This window comes from Mycobacterium sp. SMC-15, from assembly GCF_045310925.1.
Taxonomy (GTDB): Bacteria; Actinomycetota; Actinomycetes; order Mycobacteriales; family Mycobacteriaceae; genus Mycobacterium.
The window spans coordinates 161562-177028 of sequence record NZ_JBJIAJ010000013.1; the positions used below are offsets into that span (position 1 = coordinate 161562).

The following is a 15467-nucleotide window of genomic DNA, read 5'->3' on the forward strand; positions in this document are numbered from 1 at the left end:
TTGCGTCAGCCGGTGAACCCGAAGAAGTTGCGAAGCTTGCCGACGGTGTCGTCGACGGCGCTGTTGGTCTCTGGCCCCAGAATCTGCACCACATCCATGCCCGCCGGGTCGACCGAAATCGGTTTGGTGGCGGGATCGTCGTTGCGGGAGTAGCCGGCGTCGACCTGGGGCTGCAGGAAAGCGTCGAGCTGGTCGACCAGATCGTCCGGCACGCCGGCGAAGCGCAGCGGCAGCGTCAACGGCAGGTGATTGATCGGAATCAGGTACGACGTGGTGGTTGCGCCCCGGGAGTTGACGGTGGCCCTGATGTTCTGCGGTGGTACATCTGCCGGAGTCGTGAACGCGGCGGGAGTGTGCACAATCGCAGACCCCAGAAGGGCGTTGGCGACCGACCACAGATTGTCCGGCCGGTCGGGGAAGTCGGCCATGCCGTCGTAGGCGGCGACCACCCGGTTGGTGTCGTACTGGCTCTCCACCTCGGGGGGCATCACGTAGTCGTCCAGTGGCAGGCGGCTGCCCGGCGGGAAGAGTCCGCCGAGAAAGCTCTTCCCGAAAGCGTGCTTGCCCATGGGGGAGCCGAACGTCGAGAACTGCAGCATGTGGGGTGGCGGCGCGTTGGGATCGCTGGCGAGCCGGACCTGCTCCTTGTCGAGCGCCATGGTGCCCTGCGACAACCCGACCACGGCGGCCGGCTCGGTCCCACGACGGATCACCGCATCCAGGCTGTCGGCCGCCGCGTCGACAGCGGCGGCCACGGTCACGTTGTCGCGCTGAGCGTCGGGCGCGAACATGGTGGGCACCCACCTGAACATGGCACCCGCCGGGTAATCGATGATCTCGCGCTTCCTGTTGGGGAAGTAGCCGGCACCGGCACGCTTGGTGTAATCCGCCCACGGGATGCCGGGGGGGCGGGCACCGCCGACTGCGTAGACCACGTCAGCGGACGCTGCATCACCCACGGGCGCCGGGGTCGGCGCGATCCATGGATTGTCCACCGGGGGTGCGGGGTTGGGTGCAGCAGTGGCGACGCTGGAGCTCAACCCGCCGGCCGTGCCGGCGAGCCAGACCGCGAGGGCTCCGGCGACCAGTCGCTTCATCGCTAACTCCTTACAGCTGTGCACGGCGTCCGTTGGACCTGCCGGCAACCCTGGCCGGGGTAGCCGTCAGTCCGCGCAAGGGGGGTGTCACCACCTTCTCACAGACCTACGCTGCCGGCAGGGGGCAAGAGCCCACCGCCGGCAGCGCGAGACCGTGGGCTCAGCGGTCCATCCGGATGAACTGCTGACTCTGGTACTGCTCGACGCAGGCGGCCCGGCGAACCTTGCCGCTGGTGGTGATGGGAATCGAGCCCGGACCCACCAGCACCACGTCGGCGACGGTCACTCCGTGGGCCTGGGAGATCGCAGCCTGCACATCGTTTTTCAGGACGGCCAGCCGCTCCGCGGTGTCCTCGGCGGATTCGCCGCGATCCCGAACTTCGATGATGGTGACCAGGGTCTCGTCCTCGTTGACGGGAACCGCGATGGCCGCCACGCGACCCCCGCTGATCTCTTGAAGGGTGGCTTCGATGTCCTCGGGGTAGTGGTTGCGTCCGCGGATGATCAGCAGATCCTTCATGCGGCCGACGATGAACAGCTCATCCTCGGAGATGAATCCGAGGTCGCCGGTCCTTAGCCACGGGCCGTTCGGGGTGCCCTCGGACGCCCTGACCAGTGACGCCCCAAACACTTCCTGCGTCTGTTCCGGTTTGTTCCAGTAGCCGGCGGCCACATTGGCGCCGGCTGTCCAGATCTCGCCGACGGTTCCCGCCGAGCACTCGGCGCACGTTTCGGGGTCCACGATGCGCACCGCCGGCGACTTCGGCACACCGTAGGTGAGCAAGGGCGTGCCGTCCGGTGCCTCGCACCGTTGAGCGCTGCCGCGCGTCAACTTCTCCGACTCGAAGTAGACGGTCTGGGGCGGGCATTCCACGTCGAGCGTCGCCACATACAGCGTCGCCTCGGCCAGCCCGTATGCGGGGTGCAGCGCCCGAGCACGGAAGTTGTGGGGGGCGAATCGGTTGAGGAAGCGCTCCAAAGTCGCGGGGTGGACGCGTTCGCTGCCGCTGACGATGCCCAGCACGTCGCCCAGGTCGCGGCCGGCCAGGTCCTCTTCGGTGGTCTTTCGCACCGCCAGTTCGAAGGCGAAGTTCGGCGCCGCCGAAAATGCCCGGGGGTGGCTGGCCATGGCTTGGATCCAGCGTGCGGGGCGCTGCAGGAACGCCACGGGGCTGGTCAGCTCGCATCGGTAGCCGCCGAGGACCGGCGCGATGATGCCCAGGATCAAGCCCAGATCGTGGTAGAAGGGCAGCCACGACACGATCGTGGTGTCCGGCGGTGCCACTCCGTTGAACTCCGGGAAGTAGCCCGCCATGAACTGCCGGAAGTTCACCTGAAGGTTGCGGTCCGTCACCATCACGCCAGCAGGAAGCCGAGTCGAGCCCGAGGTGTACTGCAGATACGCCACACCCCCGGAGTCGACGGGTTGCTCACCCATGGCGACGCTGGCATCCAGATCCAGCGCGTCGACAGCGACGACGGTCGCCGTGGCGTCGGCCCCGGATTCGCGCACATACTCGGCGACCAGGTCTGCGGCCCCGGTCGTGGTCAGGACGACGGAGGGTGCGGTGTCGGTGAGCACGGCGCTGACTCGCTCATCGTGTGCGCCGGGATGCGGCACCGGCAGCGGCACCGCGATGAATCCCGCCTGGATGGATCCGAGGAAGGCCGCGACGTAGCCGAGACCCTGCGGGGCGAGGATGACGGCGCGGTCCCCGGCGGAACCGTGTTGCTTGAGTTCGCGCGCGACATTGAGAGCCCGCCGATAGATCTGTGACCAGGACAGCGTCTCGGCGACACCGTCCCAGTTCTGCTCGTAATCGGTGTAGGTGTAGGCGGGCTCATCGGGGGAGAGGAAGGCGCGTTCGCGCAACAAAGTTAATAGGGAAACATCAGGCATGGCGGTGAGGCTACCGTCACAATGCGAGATGTGCCGCGCAACAGTGGGCGGGAGGACCTTGTACCTCTATTTCGCCACCGCGGCCGCCACCCCCACCGCGGTCACCCCCGCCCCCGGCAGCAGCCGGCCGCCACGCCCGTTACTGCCGGACAGCAACCCGGCCAGCCGCTACGATCGGGACCCGAGCTGCCACCGAGAGATGCGGGACGTCCGATGAACCGTTCAGTTCAAGCCGCGGCCTGCTGCTCGCTGGCCCTGCTGGCAACCTTCGGCTGCAGTGCGACCACGGGTGAGATCCCCGTCGACGCCATGATGGCCAACGTGTCTTCGGCCCCCAGGACGCCCGGTGTGGCGCCCACGGACGGGCTGCCACCCGGGCGGGTCGGTGCCCTGCTCCTGTCCGACGACGATGTCAGCGCCATCGTCGGGCTGCCGATGCACGGAAACGGCAGTTGGCAGGTACCCGGCGCCGAGGTCACGTTGCGGGATCGCAACGACTGCAAGGCTCTTACGCTCTCCGGCAAAGATTTCTGGACCACGGACTACACCGCGTATCGACAGGTCTCACAGCAGGACAGTGACGACATGAACTTCTTCACCTGGCAGGGTGTGGCCGCCTACCCGAACGGGCGCAGCGCGTCGCGGGTGTTCCACCGGACGATCAACGCCGATCTGCAGGCGCGCTGCCGGACGGCGACGGTGCCCGCCGAGAGCGATGAGCATGCGGACTGGCACGTCGACTCCCTCACGGTGACCGACTCGAAGTTGTCCGTCATCGTGTCCGAACAGCGTGACCGGACGAACACCGGATGGCGCTGCGCAACACAAATTCGCTTGCAGCGCAATGTGATCCACCGTGACGGGGCGTGCCAGACCGGCAACCCGTCGACAACCACACAGCAGATAGCGGATATGACCGCGAACCGGATCGGGGGCTGACATATGAACGACGGATCGTCGAGGAGCGAGGTGCTGAAGCGGGTATTGGCCGGAGTGGGCGTCGCGGGCCTGACGGCGATGGCGATGCTGGGGTGTTCGCACGGCGGCGACCAGGATGGCGGAGCCGGCCAGGCCGTCAAGCTGCCGTCGCCCGGTGACTCCACCAAGGCCCAGACCTCAGAGGCGCTGGCTCCCACCGGTGAACCCGCCGGCCGGTCCTCGATGTCCCCGGTTCCGCCGCCGCTGGTGCTGCCGGATCGGTTGCGCACCCTGTTGGTGCCCCCGGACGTGTCCGGCCCCATCGTCGGGTCACCGTTGGGTTTTGAGAAGCGCTTCGACCAGCCGGCGCCACCGGTGACGCTCGACGAGCACCCCGAGTGCGCCGTGCTGCTCGGCCCGGCCATGCCCGCCTTCGGCTTCGAGTGGACGGCCTACAAGGGCGCCCAGCAGAAGGACCGGGAAGAGAACGCCGACATCGTCGTCGGCCAGGGCGCGGGTTCCTACCCCGACGCCGACAAGGCGCGAGCCGCGTTCGCCGCGGCTTTCCCCGCCGAGCTGCGCACGTGCGACGGGGTCGCCGTGCACAACCCGCGCGATACCGACGCCAAGGTCACCTGGCAATTCCACGTCACCACCGTCGACGGCACCCGGGCGCAGTGGAGCCGGGTGCAACTGGCCGACGGCAAGCCGCTGGACTGGAGCTGCGCCTACGAGGCCGACGTCAAGAGCAACGTTCTGCTGTACACCTCGATATGCCGGCGCGGCGCCGGCGGGGCTGAGGCGGCGGCGAAGCTCGCCGAGCGGCTGATGGTCTGGATTCCGGCCACCTGAGCGGGGTCAGTGCACCCGGTCCAGGACGTGCTGGCTGAGCCGGTCCATGGTCACGGCGGCGTTGCCCCACTGGCTGCAGAGCACCTCGACCATGAAGTTGGCCCCGACCGCGACGAGGACCGCAGAGGTGAACCCCATATTCGCGCCGTTGTAGCGAGCCGAGAGCAGCCAGGAGGCCACTGTCGTGTCCGGGCTCAGTTCGACGTGCACCAGGTCCATGGTGACGCCCGCGTCGACGTCGGTCCCAGCCATCCGTGCATTGAGGCAGCGGTCGACCGCCGGCCGGTTGTAGGTGTTGGTGAACGCCTCGCCCGCTTCGGCCACCGAAGGGAAGGTCGTCACGGCCACGATCGCGGCTGCTTCGTGTGCGCGGTTCTCCCACCGCTGTGCCCGGTGAGACGCGTAATTGTTTCCGACCACCTCAGTGGTGCCCACCTCGTAGAACGCCCGGCAGTCATCGCGCTGTCGCAGACGTTCCGGCTGCGACGGCACCATGCCCACCGGGCCCGTGTTGGACATCGGCATCCCGGCGAAGGCGCTGACCTCGTCGTCGGACGGGATCAACATCGCGACCTGGCCCGGCTGCACCCAGTCGCCGTCGGCGGCCGCCGGCGCCGGCCTCGGCAGCGCGCCCAGGGCGGCAAGGACGATTGCCGATATCACGAACCACCTGCCGTGACTCACCATGGCGGTGAGCCTAATCGGACTCGATGAGCAACCCGCCGATTTCACTCCGGCGGTCCGCCTCCGGTAACCTAGCCCGGTTGCCGACGCAGGCGACCCTCCTGCCGTGGATACCTCCACGGCCGCACTACGACCATAGGAGGTGATGAGGTTCCCATGCGTCCATACGAAATCATGGTCATCCTTGACCCCACTCTCGACGAGCGCACCGTCGCCCCGTCCCTGGAGACGTTCCTGAACGTCATCCGCAAAGACGGCGGTTCGGTCGACAAGGTCGACATCTGGGGCAAGCGCCGCCTGGCTTACGAGATCGCCAAGCATGCCGAAGGCATCTACGCGGTCATCGACGTCAAGGCCGCTCCCGCCACGGTGTCCGAGCTTGACCGTCAGCTCAGCCTGAACGAGTCGGTGCTCCGCACCAAGGTGATGCGCACCGACAAGTCGTAGCCGACTGTCGCAGCCGTTGCGTAGGCTCATGCTGCGAATGCAGCATCAAGTGCTGACACCGATCCTAGGAGGGCCCCGTGGCTGTAGGTGACACCACGATCACCATCGTTGGAAACCTGACCGCGGATCCCGATCTGCGGTTCACCCCCTCGGGGGCGGCGGTCGCCAACTTCACGGTGGCGTCCACTCCGCGGGTCTTCGACCGGCAGAGCAACGAGTGGAAGGACGGCGACGCGCTGTTCCTTCGGTGCAACATCTGGCGCGAGGCCGCCGAGAATGTGGCCGAGAGCCTCACCCGCGGATCGCGGGTGATCGTCACCGGGCGGCTGCGGCAGCGGTCCTTCGAGACCCGCGAGGGCGAGAAGCGCACCGTTTACGAGGTGGAGGTCGACGAGGTCGGCCCCTCGTTGCGGTATGCCACCGCCAAGATCAACAAGGTCAGCCGCGGCGGCGGCGGAGGCGGTTTCGGTGGGGGCGGCGGCATGTCGGCCCCGGCGAGTCCCTCCGGACCGCCCGCGGAAGACCCGTGGGGCAGTGCTCCGGCGTCCGGCTCCTTTGGTGGCGCCGACGACGAGCCGCCCTTCTAGACCAACGAACCACAGCACGAAAGAGATAGGTAGATGGCCAAATCCAACAAGCGGCGTCCGGCTCCTGAGAAGCCGATCAAGGCTCGCAAGTGCGCATTCTGCTCCAACAAGAAGCAGGTGATCGACTACAAGGACACCTCGCTGCTGCGCACCTACATCAGTGAGCGGGGCAAGATCCGCGCCCGTCGTGTGACCGGCAACTGCGTTCAGCACCAGCGCGACGTCGCGCTCGCGGTGAAGAACGCCCGCGAGGTCGCGTTGCTGCCCTTCACCTCGTCGGCGCGCTAGCCGACCACTCAATCTTGGAGAAAGTACGAAACGATGAAGCTCATTTTGACCGCTGAGGTGGACCACCTCGGAGCGGCCGGAGACACCGTCGAGGTCAAGGACGGATACGGCCGCAACTTCTTGCTCCCGCGGGGGCTGGCCATCGTCGCCACGCGCGGCGCGCAGAAGCAGGCCGACGACATCCGCCGGGCCCGCGAGACCAAGCAGGTGCGCGACCTGGACCACGCCAAGGAGCTCAAGGAAGCTCTGCAGGCGCTGGGCACCGTCACGCTGCCGGTGAAGACCTCCGGCGACTCGGGCAAGCTGTTCGGCTCGGTGACCGCCGCTGACGTCGTCGCCGCGATCAAGAAGGCCGGCGGGCCCAACCTCGACCGGCGGATCGTCCGGCTGCCCAAGGCCCACATCAAGGGTGTCGGCAGCCACGCGGTGTCGGTGCACCTGCACCCCGACGTGAACGTCGACGTCACGCTCGACGTCGCCGCGGCAAACTAAGCACGTATCTCAGCAGCCCCGGTAGCGCCCTGATCGGCGCCGCCGGGGCTTTGCTGTGTTCGGATGGGGGCTAGGTCGGTTAGTGCTGGCTAACTTCTAGGGGACGCCCGGACGTGTGGGTCGTTCACCTTGTTGTGGAATCGCGTCTACCTGCCTGCAAAGCAACACGCCCAAGGCGGCAACCTAGGACGACACGCCGATGAGATTGTCTTCCACAATGAAAACACCCCGCGTTACCACTCTGACCTGGGGGGATGTCGGTGGGTGGAAGAACAATCCACAAGTCTTCCCCACCGTCCCAAACAAATGGGGGACCGGTGTGCACACTTAATCCACACCTTTGTGAACAAGCTCGTTTTGTACGGCCGCCAGCAACGCCTACCGTCAACGCGGCACGGCACAACGGGGGTGTCGGTGCCACCGGATATGTTCGGGCCAACCAACGTCGAACAGTCGTTCGATTGTGCCAGTGGACGAGGAGGGGCGCATGGCAGTAGTCGACGACCGTGGTCACTCTGAGCTCGAGGAGCCGCCACGCGAGGACGTCGGCCGCCAACCGCCCCAAGACATGGCTGCAGAGCAGTCGGTGCTCGGGGGCATGCTGCTGAGCAAGGACGCCATCGCCGACGTGCTGGAGCGGTTGCGGCCCGCTGATTTCTACCGCCCGGTGCACCAGAACATCTACGACGCGATCCTGGACCTCTACGGGCGCGGTGAGCCGGCCGACGCGGTGACGGTGGCCGCCGAGCTCGACCGCCGCGGCCTGCTGCGCCGGGTCGGTGGCGCCCCGTACCTGCACACGCTGATCTCCACGGTGCCCACCGCGGCCAACGCCGGCTACTACGCCACGATCGTCGCCGAGAAAGCCATCCTGCGCCGGCTGGTGGAGGCCGGTACCCGGGTGGTGCAGTACGGCTACGCGGGCGCAGAGGGCGCCGACGTCGCCGAGATCGTGGACCGGGCCCAGGCCGAGATCTACGAGGTCGCCGAGCGGCGCAGCTCCGAGGACTTCGTCCCGCTGGAAGACCTGCTGCAGCCCACCATGGACGAGATCGACGCGATCGCTTCGCACGGCGGTATCGCGCGCGGTGTGCCGACCGGCTTCACCGACCTCGACGAGGTGACCAACGGGCTGCACCCGGGGCAGATGATCATCATTGCGGCGCGGCCCGGTATGGGGAAATCCACGCTGGCGTTGGACTTCATGCGGTCGTGCTCGATCAAGAACCGGATGGCCAGCGTCATCTTTTCGCTGGAAATGAGCAAGTCCGAGATCGTCATGCGATTGCTGTCCGCTGAAGCCAAGATCAAACTCGGCGACATGCGCTCGGGGCGGATGACCGACGACGACTGGACCCGGCTGGCGCGGCGGATGAGCGAGATCAGCGAGGCGCCGCTCTACATCGACGATTCGCCGAACCTGACCATGATGGAGATCCGCGCCAAAGCCCGCCGGCTCAAGCAGAAGGCGGACCTGCGCCTCGTGGCGGTCGACTACATGCAGCTGATGACCTCCGGCAAGAAGGTCGAGTCACGCCAGCAGGAGGTGTCGGAATTCTCCCGGAACCTCAAGCTACTGGCCAAGGAGCTCGAGGTGCCGGTGATCGCGCTGAGCCAGCTCAACCGTGGTCCCGAGCAGCGCACCGACAAGAAGCCGATGCTGGCAGATCTCCGCGAAAGTGGAAGTTTGGAGCAAGATGCGGACATGGTTATACTTCTGCACCGGCCCGATGCCTTCGAGCGTGACGACCCCCGCGGCGGCGAGGCGGACTTGATTCTGGCCAAGCACCGTAACGGGCCGACGAAGACGGTGACGGTGGCGCACCAGCTGCACTTGTCGCGGTTTACGAATATGGCGCACTAGCGGGACGGCGGCGGTGACAGGTGTTGGCGACGGTTACGCCTGCCCCAAGCTCGGCCGGTAATCAGCCGCCTCGGACTCGGCAGCAAGCAACGCACCCAGCTCACCCTCCTGCTGGGCGACAAACACACCGATCACCTGCCGGCATACCTCCGGCACGCTCACCCCACGTATATCCGCAATACGTTTCAACCCGAACAGCATTGACGTAGACACATGAAACTGAACAGCGAACTGACCGCAAGAACCATCCTCAGGCGGCAACCCCGGACCCACCACCACAGGTTCATCAGCCTCGTACTGGTCCACCTCAGCACCCCGAGCTCGCTCGACAACCCCACGCCGATCGCCGCCACCAACGCCGCTGGCCGGATCCCGGAACTCTTCATGACTGAACAAACCCATTCCGCCTACGCTAGACCCCGCAGAATCTCACGCAGCCTCACGCGCAGCGCCGGCTTCAATTACGCGACCCTCAAGCCAGAACAAAGGCGGACGGCGCGCGGGCGTAAATGATCGATCTGGAGAGCCTGTCGGCGCTATTGGCTAAGCCGGACCCGGACTAATTTTCTCTCGACGTGGCACGCGGTTGCGTCGCTTCGTGGGGCGACGGTATGGCCACCTCAATGGCCTGGGACGGCAGCACAGCCTTTGGGCAGCCGGCGATAGGTTCGGTGCACATCACTCGGCCGGTCAGGATCGCCTAATTCTGCAGCGGCGCAACCGCCGCAACTGGCGCATGCCCGCGGCCGCCAACTATCTCCAGGGCTGGGCGCGAAACCTTCCTCGAGCCGGGCGCGAACATCCTCGGTGTCGAGGTGCGTGCCAATCGCCACACGGTGGCTGGCCGCGGCCCCGGCATGTCGGTGTGAATCACCGCAGCTCCGGCATAAGGAGTCGAGGCCAAGCCGTGAACCGGTCCGAACTGACAGATGGCTGCAGACCGCACTCCCTCGCTAACCTCGATACGTGCCAGAGTCAACGACCCCCCCACCTGCACGAGGGCGTCCTCGCGAAGATCGATCCAGCTCTGAAGGCGGCGATTCCCCCAGCCCGATCGTTCTCGATGTGGAGGGCTCCGGTGTCCAACCGCCGGTCACCCCGCGGGTGCGTCGGCTGTTCTGGCTACTGGAGCGAATCGCGCCTGCCATCGGGTCGCGCTGGGCGCTGGAGCTGTGGTGCACCCCACCGGTCCTCGAGTCCAGCCTGCGCATGCCGCCCGGCGTCCCACCCGGTGAGCCGCTAGAAGCGCACTGGGACGGGCACCGGATCGTCGGCGAGTCCTGGGGCGAGGGGCCGCCCGTCTACCTGGTGCACGGCTGGGGCGGGCGTCGCCCACACCTGGGCATGTTCATCAAACCCCTCGTCGAATCCGGGCACCGGGTCATCGCGTTCGACCTGCCCAGCCACAACGAGTCAGAGCCGGGCGTACTCGCACCCGGTCGCACCACCGCCATCGAGTGCGCCGAAGCCGTGGCCGCCATGATCCGGACCCACGGGCCGGCCCGCGCGGTCGTCGCCCACTCCCTCGGGGCCAACGCGACCGCATTCGCGGCGTCGTGGGGCGCCACGGTCGGACGGTTGGTGTTCCTCGCGCCGATGGGCGAGTTCCCGATCTACCTGGATCTGTTCGCCGCGCGCCACAACTTCGGCCGCCGGATACGCGCCGGCCTGCATCGGCGTCTGGAACGCCGCATCGGCATGCCGCTCGAGGACACCAACATGGTCCGGATCGCCGAGCGCACCGACTACCCGCCGCTGCTGCTCATCCACGACCCCGATGACCCCGACACGCCCTATGCGACGAGCGAGAAGGTCGTTGCGTCATGGCCGGGCGCGCGCTTGATGACGACGGCGGGCCTCGGCCGGTTGGCGCATTTCCGCATCTTGAGGCATCGCCCCGCGATTCGTGCGGGCATCGACTTCATCGGCCCCGCAGCGGAGTGAAAAACCCTGGTTGTACGGCCGCGACCTAAATGCTGTACTGCCGCAATCGCTGCAACCGTCGCATGCCCGCGGCGGACACCTTCTCCCCGGCGGGCCGCAGTGCCTCTTCGATCCGGGCGCGAACGTCCGCGGTATCGAGGTGCGTGCCTATCGCGACGAGGTGGCTGGCCCCTGAACTCGCAGCCGCGGTCACCACGTGCACCGACGTGCCGACGACGTTGACCAGGTAGTGACGCTTGCCGATCGCGACCGTGCCCTTCATCCGGTAGACCCCATGCGGCGGCTGTTCGAGCAGGTCGATGAGCGGTCCCGGGTCAACGGCGCCGTCGCCGACGACGGTCACCGAGTCCGCATGCACGTGATCGTGGTGCTCGCCGGCGTCGTCGAGGAGCAGCTCCCGAAACGACATCTGCCCGGACTCGCCGCCGTCGCTGATGTCGTAAAGCAACCGGGGATCCACGCGTCCGGCCATCGCACCCACCACGTGAGCGTGGGGATTGAGTTCGCGCACACGGGCTTCCACCCGAGCAAGGGCCTCTTCACGGGCGTCTTCGTCGATCCGATCGAGCTTGTTGACCACGACCAGGGAGGCCACGCCGTAGCGCTGCGGCGGAGCTGACTCGGTATCGACGGTGTCGAAGTGTTCCGCTGCGTCGATGACGTCGACGACACCGCCGTGACGTATTCGCTCCACCCCGCTGAACCGAATCACGCGCGATACATCCGCGGGTTCGGCCACCCCGCTCGCCTCGATGATGATCGCGTCGAGCGCCAGCTTCGGGTCGGCGAGCTTCTCCAGGGCTTCGTCCAGTCCGCCCTCATCCGGCAGATGGCAGATGCACCCACCGGCGATCGACACCGGTTCGTCGACTTGGCCGGTGACCAGGCCGGCGTCGACGTTCAGTTCGCCGAAGTCGTTGATAATGACCCCGATTCGCGCGCCCGGCGCGCGCAGCACATGGTTGAGCAGGGTGGTCTTGCCCGCCCCGAGGTACCCGGTCAGCGCGATGACGGGGATAGCGGGCGTGTTGCGGTCGGCCACCCGGCCATTATCGGCGCCACCCGGGCCGGGGCGTCACCACGGGGTAGAAGTCGGTCCATCAGCTGCCGTACAGATGCAGCGCCCGGCCGGTCACGGTGGCCACATCGCCGCTGAGACCGGCGATGGGCGGACCGCCGCGCTGATGGATCACGTTGGCGAGCACGATCACGTAGGTGTCCGACCCCGGGTCGATCCACAGGGTCACTCCGGTGAACCCGGTGTGCCCGAAGCTGCCGATCGGAAAGATCATCCCGCGCGGGCGGGAGTGCGGCGTATCGATATCCCAGCCGAAACCGCGGAGATCCTGTCCGCTGATCGCCGGGTAGTTCACCGCGAGCAGGGGATCGGCCCTATCGGGCGAGGCTGCATTCGCCTGTTGCGCGGCGGCATTCGCGGCCACGATCTGGGAGGCGTCGTGCCCGGGTTGCTGGGGTGTCGTCATCAATTCCAGGGTCGATTGCCGCAACGGAGACGGGCTCGGGCGCCCGGCAAGCCGATCGAGTAGGGCCTGGGCGTACCTGCCGATATCGCCGGCGGTCGAGAACACCCCGGCGCTGCCGGCCACCCCTCCGATGCGGCGTGCCGTCGGATCCTGCACCGTGCCGCGCAGCAGTTGGTCGAAGTCGGGGTTGATCCCGGGGGTGTCTTCGTCATGTGCCGTCGGCGCGATCCGGGCCAACAGGTCGGTGCTCCAGCTGCCTGCCGGACACTCGCCGTCCGGGGATTGGCCCGGGTCCAATGCGATGGCAGTACCGCGGACCTGGTGGGGGCCGCAGGCTTTGGTGGCGGGCAGGTAGCGGGTGTCGGTCATGCCCAGCGGCGCAAAGACGTTGTCCTGCACGTAGGTATCCAACGGCTGGCCGGTCATGGTCTCGACCAGCACGCCCAGGATGATGAAGCCGATGTCCGAGTAGTGGAATAGCTCGCCGGGGCCGAACTCCAGCGGTGCGGTCAGCGCCCGATGAACACCACCGGCCTTGTCGGCCTCGGTCAGGCCCCACGGACCCTGGTGGCTCAGATCGCCGCCGATGCCCGAGGTGTGGGTGAGCAGCATGCGTAACGTCACCTGGGCGCGTCGGGGGTCGTTGGTCTCGTTGAACTCCGGCAGGTAGGTCTGGACGGGTTCGTCGATTGCCACCCGGCCCTGTTCATACAGTTGCAGGACCGCGACGGTCGTCGCGAGGCACTTCGTCAACGACGCGATGTCGAAGATCGTGTCCTCGGTCATCGGCTCGGCCGGTGAGGGCGAGCCGTCGAGCCCCGGTTCGTCCGCGAGTTTGCGCGCGCCGAAGGCCTGGCTGAAGACGATCGTGCCGGCGTGACCGATCCGGACCACCGCACCCGGCAGCCGGGGCGCCGCGATCGCGTCGTTGATCAATGTGGAGACCGGCGCGATCAGCTCCTCGCGGGGTGCGTAGGGCGCGTCCGGGTGAGGGAGGAGGGGCACTGTGGTGGACGGGGCAGCCAGGGGCGGCGCCGGCATGGGCGGTGGATGGCCACACGACGGAACCGCCGCAAGTACCAGCGCGACGGTTCCCACGGCGCGGGCCCGGGTGATGCGTGATGCTGACACCGTCACAGTTCGACGGTAGTCATCGCGGGTTGGGGGGCGGGGAGGCCACCGCCCATCTCGTCTGAGCGATTCGAATCACGACCGCAAAACAAGACAGGGGTGCGAGGCGGAAGTCACTAGACAACCGCAGCTATGAGGAAGAGGCATGAGGAGGCGCAATGGAAGGTCAGAAGCACGTCGACTTGCTGCGGGCCGGGGTCGCCTCGTGGAACGCCTGGCGAGACGCCCATCCTGACGTGAACCCCAACCTGATCGGCGCCGATCTTGCCGGCGTGGATCTGCGCGGGGCAAACCTGGCACGCGCCATGCTCGCCCGCGCCGACCTCGGCGGGGCCCAACTGGCGAAAGCCACGATGCGGTCGGCCCACCTTCTCGCGGCCAACCTGCGGGGCGCGGACCTTGAGGACGCAGACCTATCGCATACAGATCTGTTCGGTTGCGTTCTGGAGGGGGCGAACCTACGAGCAGCAATCTTGGTCGGCGCGCGGGGATCACGCGCGCAGCTGAGTGGCTGTGATCTTGCCGGGAAGGACCTCGAGGGGGCCTCCTTCTCCGAGGCGAACCTTACGGGCGCTGACCTCCGTGGCACGAATCTGCGTGAGGCCAACCTATCTGGGGCCGACCTGCGGGGGGCGAAGCTGGCCGGGGCACGTTTGAAGCGAACGGATCTGTCCGAGGCAAACCTGTCCGAGGTTGACCTCAGCAAGGCGGAGTTCGGCAGCCACACGTCGTTCGCCGGAGCCGACCTGCACGCGGCCAAATTCTGGGAGGCCAACCTGTTGGGGGTGGACTTCGCCGGCGCGGATCTCCGCGGCGCGTACTTCGGCGGCGCCCTGTCGTGGGAGGTGAACTTCGCCGGGGCGAACCTGTCCGGTGCCTTCGTGGACAAGGCGCATCTCGAAGGCGCGGACCTGCGGGGCGCGCAGCTGGTGGGCGCAAACCTTGCCGGTAGCTACCTGAGGGGGGCGGACCTGTCCGGCGCGGACTTGTCGGGTGCGAACCTCGAAGGGGCACAACTGGTCAAGGTGAATATTGACGGGACCCGGCTGACGGCGTGCCGCGTCTATGGCGTGTCGGCATGGGATGTGCGCGGTGCGCCGAAAGACCAGACCGGGCTCATCATCATGCCCGAATCGGACGTCAGCATCACCGTGGACGACCTGGAGTTGGCGCAATTCCTCTACCTGCTGCTTGATCGCGCGAAAGTCCGCAATGCGATCGACTCCCTCACATGCAAGACCGTTCTCATCTTGGGGCGCTTCACATCCGAGCGGAAAGCGATTCTCGATGCGCTCGCCGGCGAGGTGCGCAGGAACAATCTCCTGCCCATCATCTTCGACTTCGACCGACCCGCATCCCGCGGCGTGACCGAGACCATCAAGACGCTGGCCGGGTTGAGCTTCTTCGTCATCGCCGACATCACGAACCCGAAGTCATCGCCACTAGAGCTGCAAGCGACGGTCCCGGATTACCAGGTACCGTTCGTTGCGATCATCCAGCAGGGCGAAACGCCGTTCTCCATGTTCACCGATCTGGCGAATCAATACGATTGGGTCCTTCAACCGGTCTTCGCCTACAGCTCCGAGGCGGAGTTGCTGCGAAACTTCAAGGTGGCGGTGCTGGATCGCGTCTGGAAGAAACATCGAGAGTTGGCGGAACGAAAGGCACGCGCCATCCAGTCCGTCTCGATTGAGGAGTTCTGCAAGTCAGCTGGATCAGGAGGTGAACCCGACGACGGTGCACAGCCACCGTCTGGCAAGCCGGGGTGACTCTTCCATG

Annotated in this window: 15 protein-coding genes; 9 read left to right on the forward strand and 6 right to left on the reverse strand. The window is 66.8% G+C overall.

The features are described 5' to 3' along the window. Nucleotides 1-5: 5 nt before the first annotated feature. Both ACJH71_RS18975 and ACJH71_RS18980 read right to left on the reverse strand, forming a co-directional pair. On the reverse strand, nucleotides 6-1097 hold the full coding sequence (locus ACJH71_RS18975) for a PE-PPE domain-containing protein (protein WP_406759524.1): 1092 nt from the start codon (nucleotides 1095-1097) through the stop codon (nucleotides 6-8). A gap of 160 nt (nucleotides 1098-1257) precedes the next feature. Next, nucleotides 1258-2997 carry an AMP-binding protein gene (locus ACJH71_RS18980; protein ID WP_406759525.1) on the reverse strand — a complete coding sequence of 580 codons (1740 nt, stop codon included), beginning with the start codon at nucleotides 2995-2997 and terminating at the stop codon, nucleotides 1258-1260. A gap of 213 nt (nucleotides 2998-3210) precedes the next feature. Here ACJH71_RS18980 and ACJH71_RS18985 point away from each other — a divergent pair, with 213 nt between their 5' ends. Together ACJH71_RS18985 and ACJH71_RS18990 are read left to right on the forward strand one after the other, a co-directional pair. After that, nucleotides 3211-3936 carry a sensor domain-containing protein gene (locus tag ACJH71_RS18985; RefSeq protein ID WP_406759526.1) on the forward strand — a complete coding sequence of 242 codons (726 nt, stop codon included), beginning with the start codon at nucleotides 3211-3213 and terminating at the stop codon, nucleotides 3934-3936. Between the two features lie 3 nt (nucleotides 3937-3939). Beyond that, nucleotides 3940-4767 carry a sensor domain-containing protein gene (locus ACJH71_RS18990; RefSeq protein ID WP_406759527.1) on the forward strand — a complete coding sequence of 276 codons (828 nt, stop codon included), beginning with the start codon at nucleotides 3940-3942 and terminating at the stop codon, nucleotides 4765-4767. Between the two features lie 6 nt (nucleotides 4768-4773). Here the strand turns inward: ACJH71_RS18990 and ACJH71_RS18995 are convergent, their stop codons facing one another. After that, nucleotides 4774-5454 carry a sensor domain-containing protein gene (locus ACJH71_RS18995; RefSeq protein ID WP_406759528.1) on the reverse strand — a complete coding sequence of 227 codons (681 nt, stop codon included), beginning with the start codon at nucleotides 5452-5454 and terminating at the stop codon, nucleotides 4774-4776. A gap of 153 nt (nucleotides 5455-5607) precedes the next feature. Here ACJH71_RS18995 and rpsF point away from each other — a divergent pair, with 153 nt between their 5' ends. From rpsF to dnaB, 5 genes are all read left to right on the forward strand, one after another. Next, entirely contained in the window at nucleotides 5608-5898 is a 291-nt protein-coding gene (rpsF, locus tag ACJH71_RS19000) for a 30S ribosomal protein S6 (RefSeq protein ID WP_406759529.1), read from the forward strand. A 77-nt stretch (nucleotides 5899-5975) separates the two neighbouring features. Continuing rightward, nucleotides 5976-6485: a single-stranded DNA-binding protein gene (locus ACJH71_RS19005; RefSeq protein WP_406759530.1), complete on the forward strand. Its 510-nt coding sequence runs from the start codon at nucleotides 5976-5978 to the stop codon at nucleotides 6483-6485. 33 nt (nucleotides 6486-6518) lie between these two features. After that, nucleotides 6519-6773: a 30S ribosomal protein S18 gene (rpsR, locus tag ACJH71_RS19010; protein WP_024442719.1), complete on the forward strand. Its 255-nt coding sequence runs from the start codon at nucleotides 6519-6521 to the stop codon at nucleotides 6771-6773. Between the two features lie 33 nt (nucleotides 6774-6806). Next, complete coding sequence (gene rplI / locus ACJH71_RS19015; protein ID WP_406759531.1) at nucleotides 6807-7265, forward strand: 50S ribosomal protein L9; 459 nt, start codon at nucleotides 6807-6809, stop codon at nucleotides 7263-7265. A gap of 487 nt (nucleotides 7266-7752) precedes the next feature. Then, nucleotides 7753-9129, forward strand: coding sequence for a replicative DNA helicase (gene dnaB / locus ACJH71_RS19020; protein ID WP_406759532.1), 1377 nt, complete (start codon nucleotides 7753-7755; stop codon nucleotides 9127-9129). 33 nt (nucleotides 9130-9162) lie between these two features. Here the strand turns inward: dnaB and ACJH71_RS19025 are convergent, their stop codons facing one another. Continuing rightward, the gene (locus ACJH71_RS19025; protein ID WP_406759533.1) at nucleotides 9163-9531 is read right to left on the reverse strand and encodes a hypothetical protein; all 369 of its coding nucleotides are present in this window, start codon (nucleotides 9529-9531) and stop codon (nucleotides 9163-9165) included. Between the two features lie 651 nt (nucleotides 9532-10182). Here ACJH71_RS19025 and ACJH71_RS19030 point away from each other — a divergent pair. Beyond that, nucleotides 10183-11073: an alpha/beta fold hydrolase gene (locus tag ACJH71_RS19030; protein ID WP_406759556.1), complete on the forward strand. Its 891-nt coding sequence runs from the start codon at nucleotides 10183-10185 to the stop codon at nucleotides 11071-11073. Between the two features lie 25 nt (nucleotides 11074-11098). On the opposite strand, the gene ACJH71_RS19035 is transcribed toward ACJH71_RS19030, so the two are convergent. Both ACJH71_RS19035 and ACJH71_RS19040 read right to left on the reverse strand, forming a co-directional pair. Beyond that, on the reverse strand, nucleotides 11099-12115 hold the full coding sequence (locus ACJH71_RS19035) for a CobW family GTP-binding protein (protein WP_406759534.1): 1017 nt from the start codon (nucleotides 12113-12115) through the stop codon (nucleotides 11099-11101). Nucleotides 12116-12173: 58 nt separating this feature from the next. Beyond that, a complete protein-coding gene (locus ACJH71_RS19040; RefSeq protein ID WP_406759535.1) occupies nucleotides 12174-13694 on the reverse strand; it encodes a serine hydrolase domain-containing protein in 1521 nt (506 codons plus the stop codon). Nucleotides 13695-13846: 152 nt separating this feature from the next. On the opposite strand from ACJH71_RS19040, the gene ACJH71_RS19045 reads away from it, so the two are divergent. Further along, entirely contained in the window at nucleotides 13847-15457 is a 1611-nt protein-coding gene (locus ACJH71_RS19045) for a pentapeptide repeat-containing protein (protein ID WP_406759536.1), read from the forward strand. Nucleotides 15458-15467: the final 10 nt, after the last annotated feature.

What these genes read in the sequence shown, in the direction of transcription:
- rpsR (WP_024442719.1), top strand. Translation starts at nt 6,519, where the DNA reads ATGGCCAAATCCAACAAGCGGCGTCCGGCTCCTGAGAAGCCGATCAAG.
- rplI (WP_406759531.1), top strand. Translation starts at nt 6,807, where the DNA reads ATGAAGCTCATTTTGACCGCTGAGGTGGACCACCTCGGAGCGGCCGGA.
- ACJH71_RS18995 (WP_406759528.1), bottom strand. Translation starts at nt 5,454, where the DNA reads ATGGTGAGTCACGGCAGGTGGTTCGTGATATCGGCAATCGTCCTTGCC.
- ACJH71_RS18985 (WP_406759526.1), top strand. Translation starts at nt 3,211, where the DNA reads ATGAACCGTTCAGTTCAAGCCGCGGCCTGCTGCTCGCTGGCCCTGCTG.
- ACJH71_RS18975 (WP_406759524.1), bottom strand. Translation starts at nt 1,097, where the DNA reads ATGAAGCGACTGGTCGCCGGAGCCCTCGCGGTCTGGCTCGCCGGCACG.
- ACJH71_RS19025 (WP_406759533.1), bottom strand. Translation starts at nt 9,531, where the DNA reads ATGGGTTTGTTCAGTCATGAAGAGTTCCGGGATCCGGCCAGCGGCGTT.
- ACJH71_RS18990 (WP_406759527.1), top strand. Translation starts at nt 3,940, where the DNA reads ATGAACGACGGATCGTCGAGGAGCGAGGTGCTGAAGCGGGTATTGGCC.
- rpsF (WP_406759529.1), top strand. Translation starts at nt 5,608, where the DNA reads ATGCGTCCATACGAAATCATGGTCATCCTTGACCCCACTCTCGACGAG.
- ACJH71_RS18980 (WP_406759525.1), bottom strand. Translation starts at nt 2,997, where the DNA reads ATGCCTGATGTTTCCCTATTAACTTTGTTGCGCGAACGCGCCTTCCTC.
- ACJH71_RS19045 (WP_406759536.1), top strand. Translation starts at nt 13,847, where the DNA reads ATGGAAGGTCAGAAGCACGTCGACTTGCTGCGGGCCGGGGTCGCCTCG.
- dnaB (WP_406759532.1), top strand. Translation starts at nt 7,753, where the DNA reads ATGGCAGTAGTCGACGACCGTGGTCACTCTGAGCTCGAGGAGCCGCCA.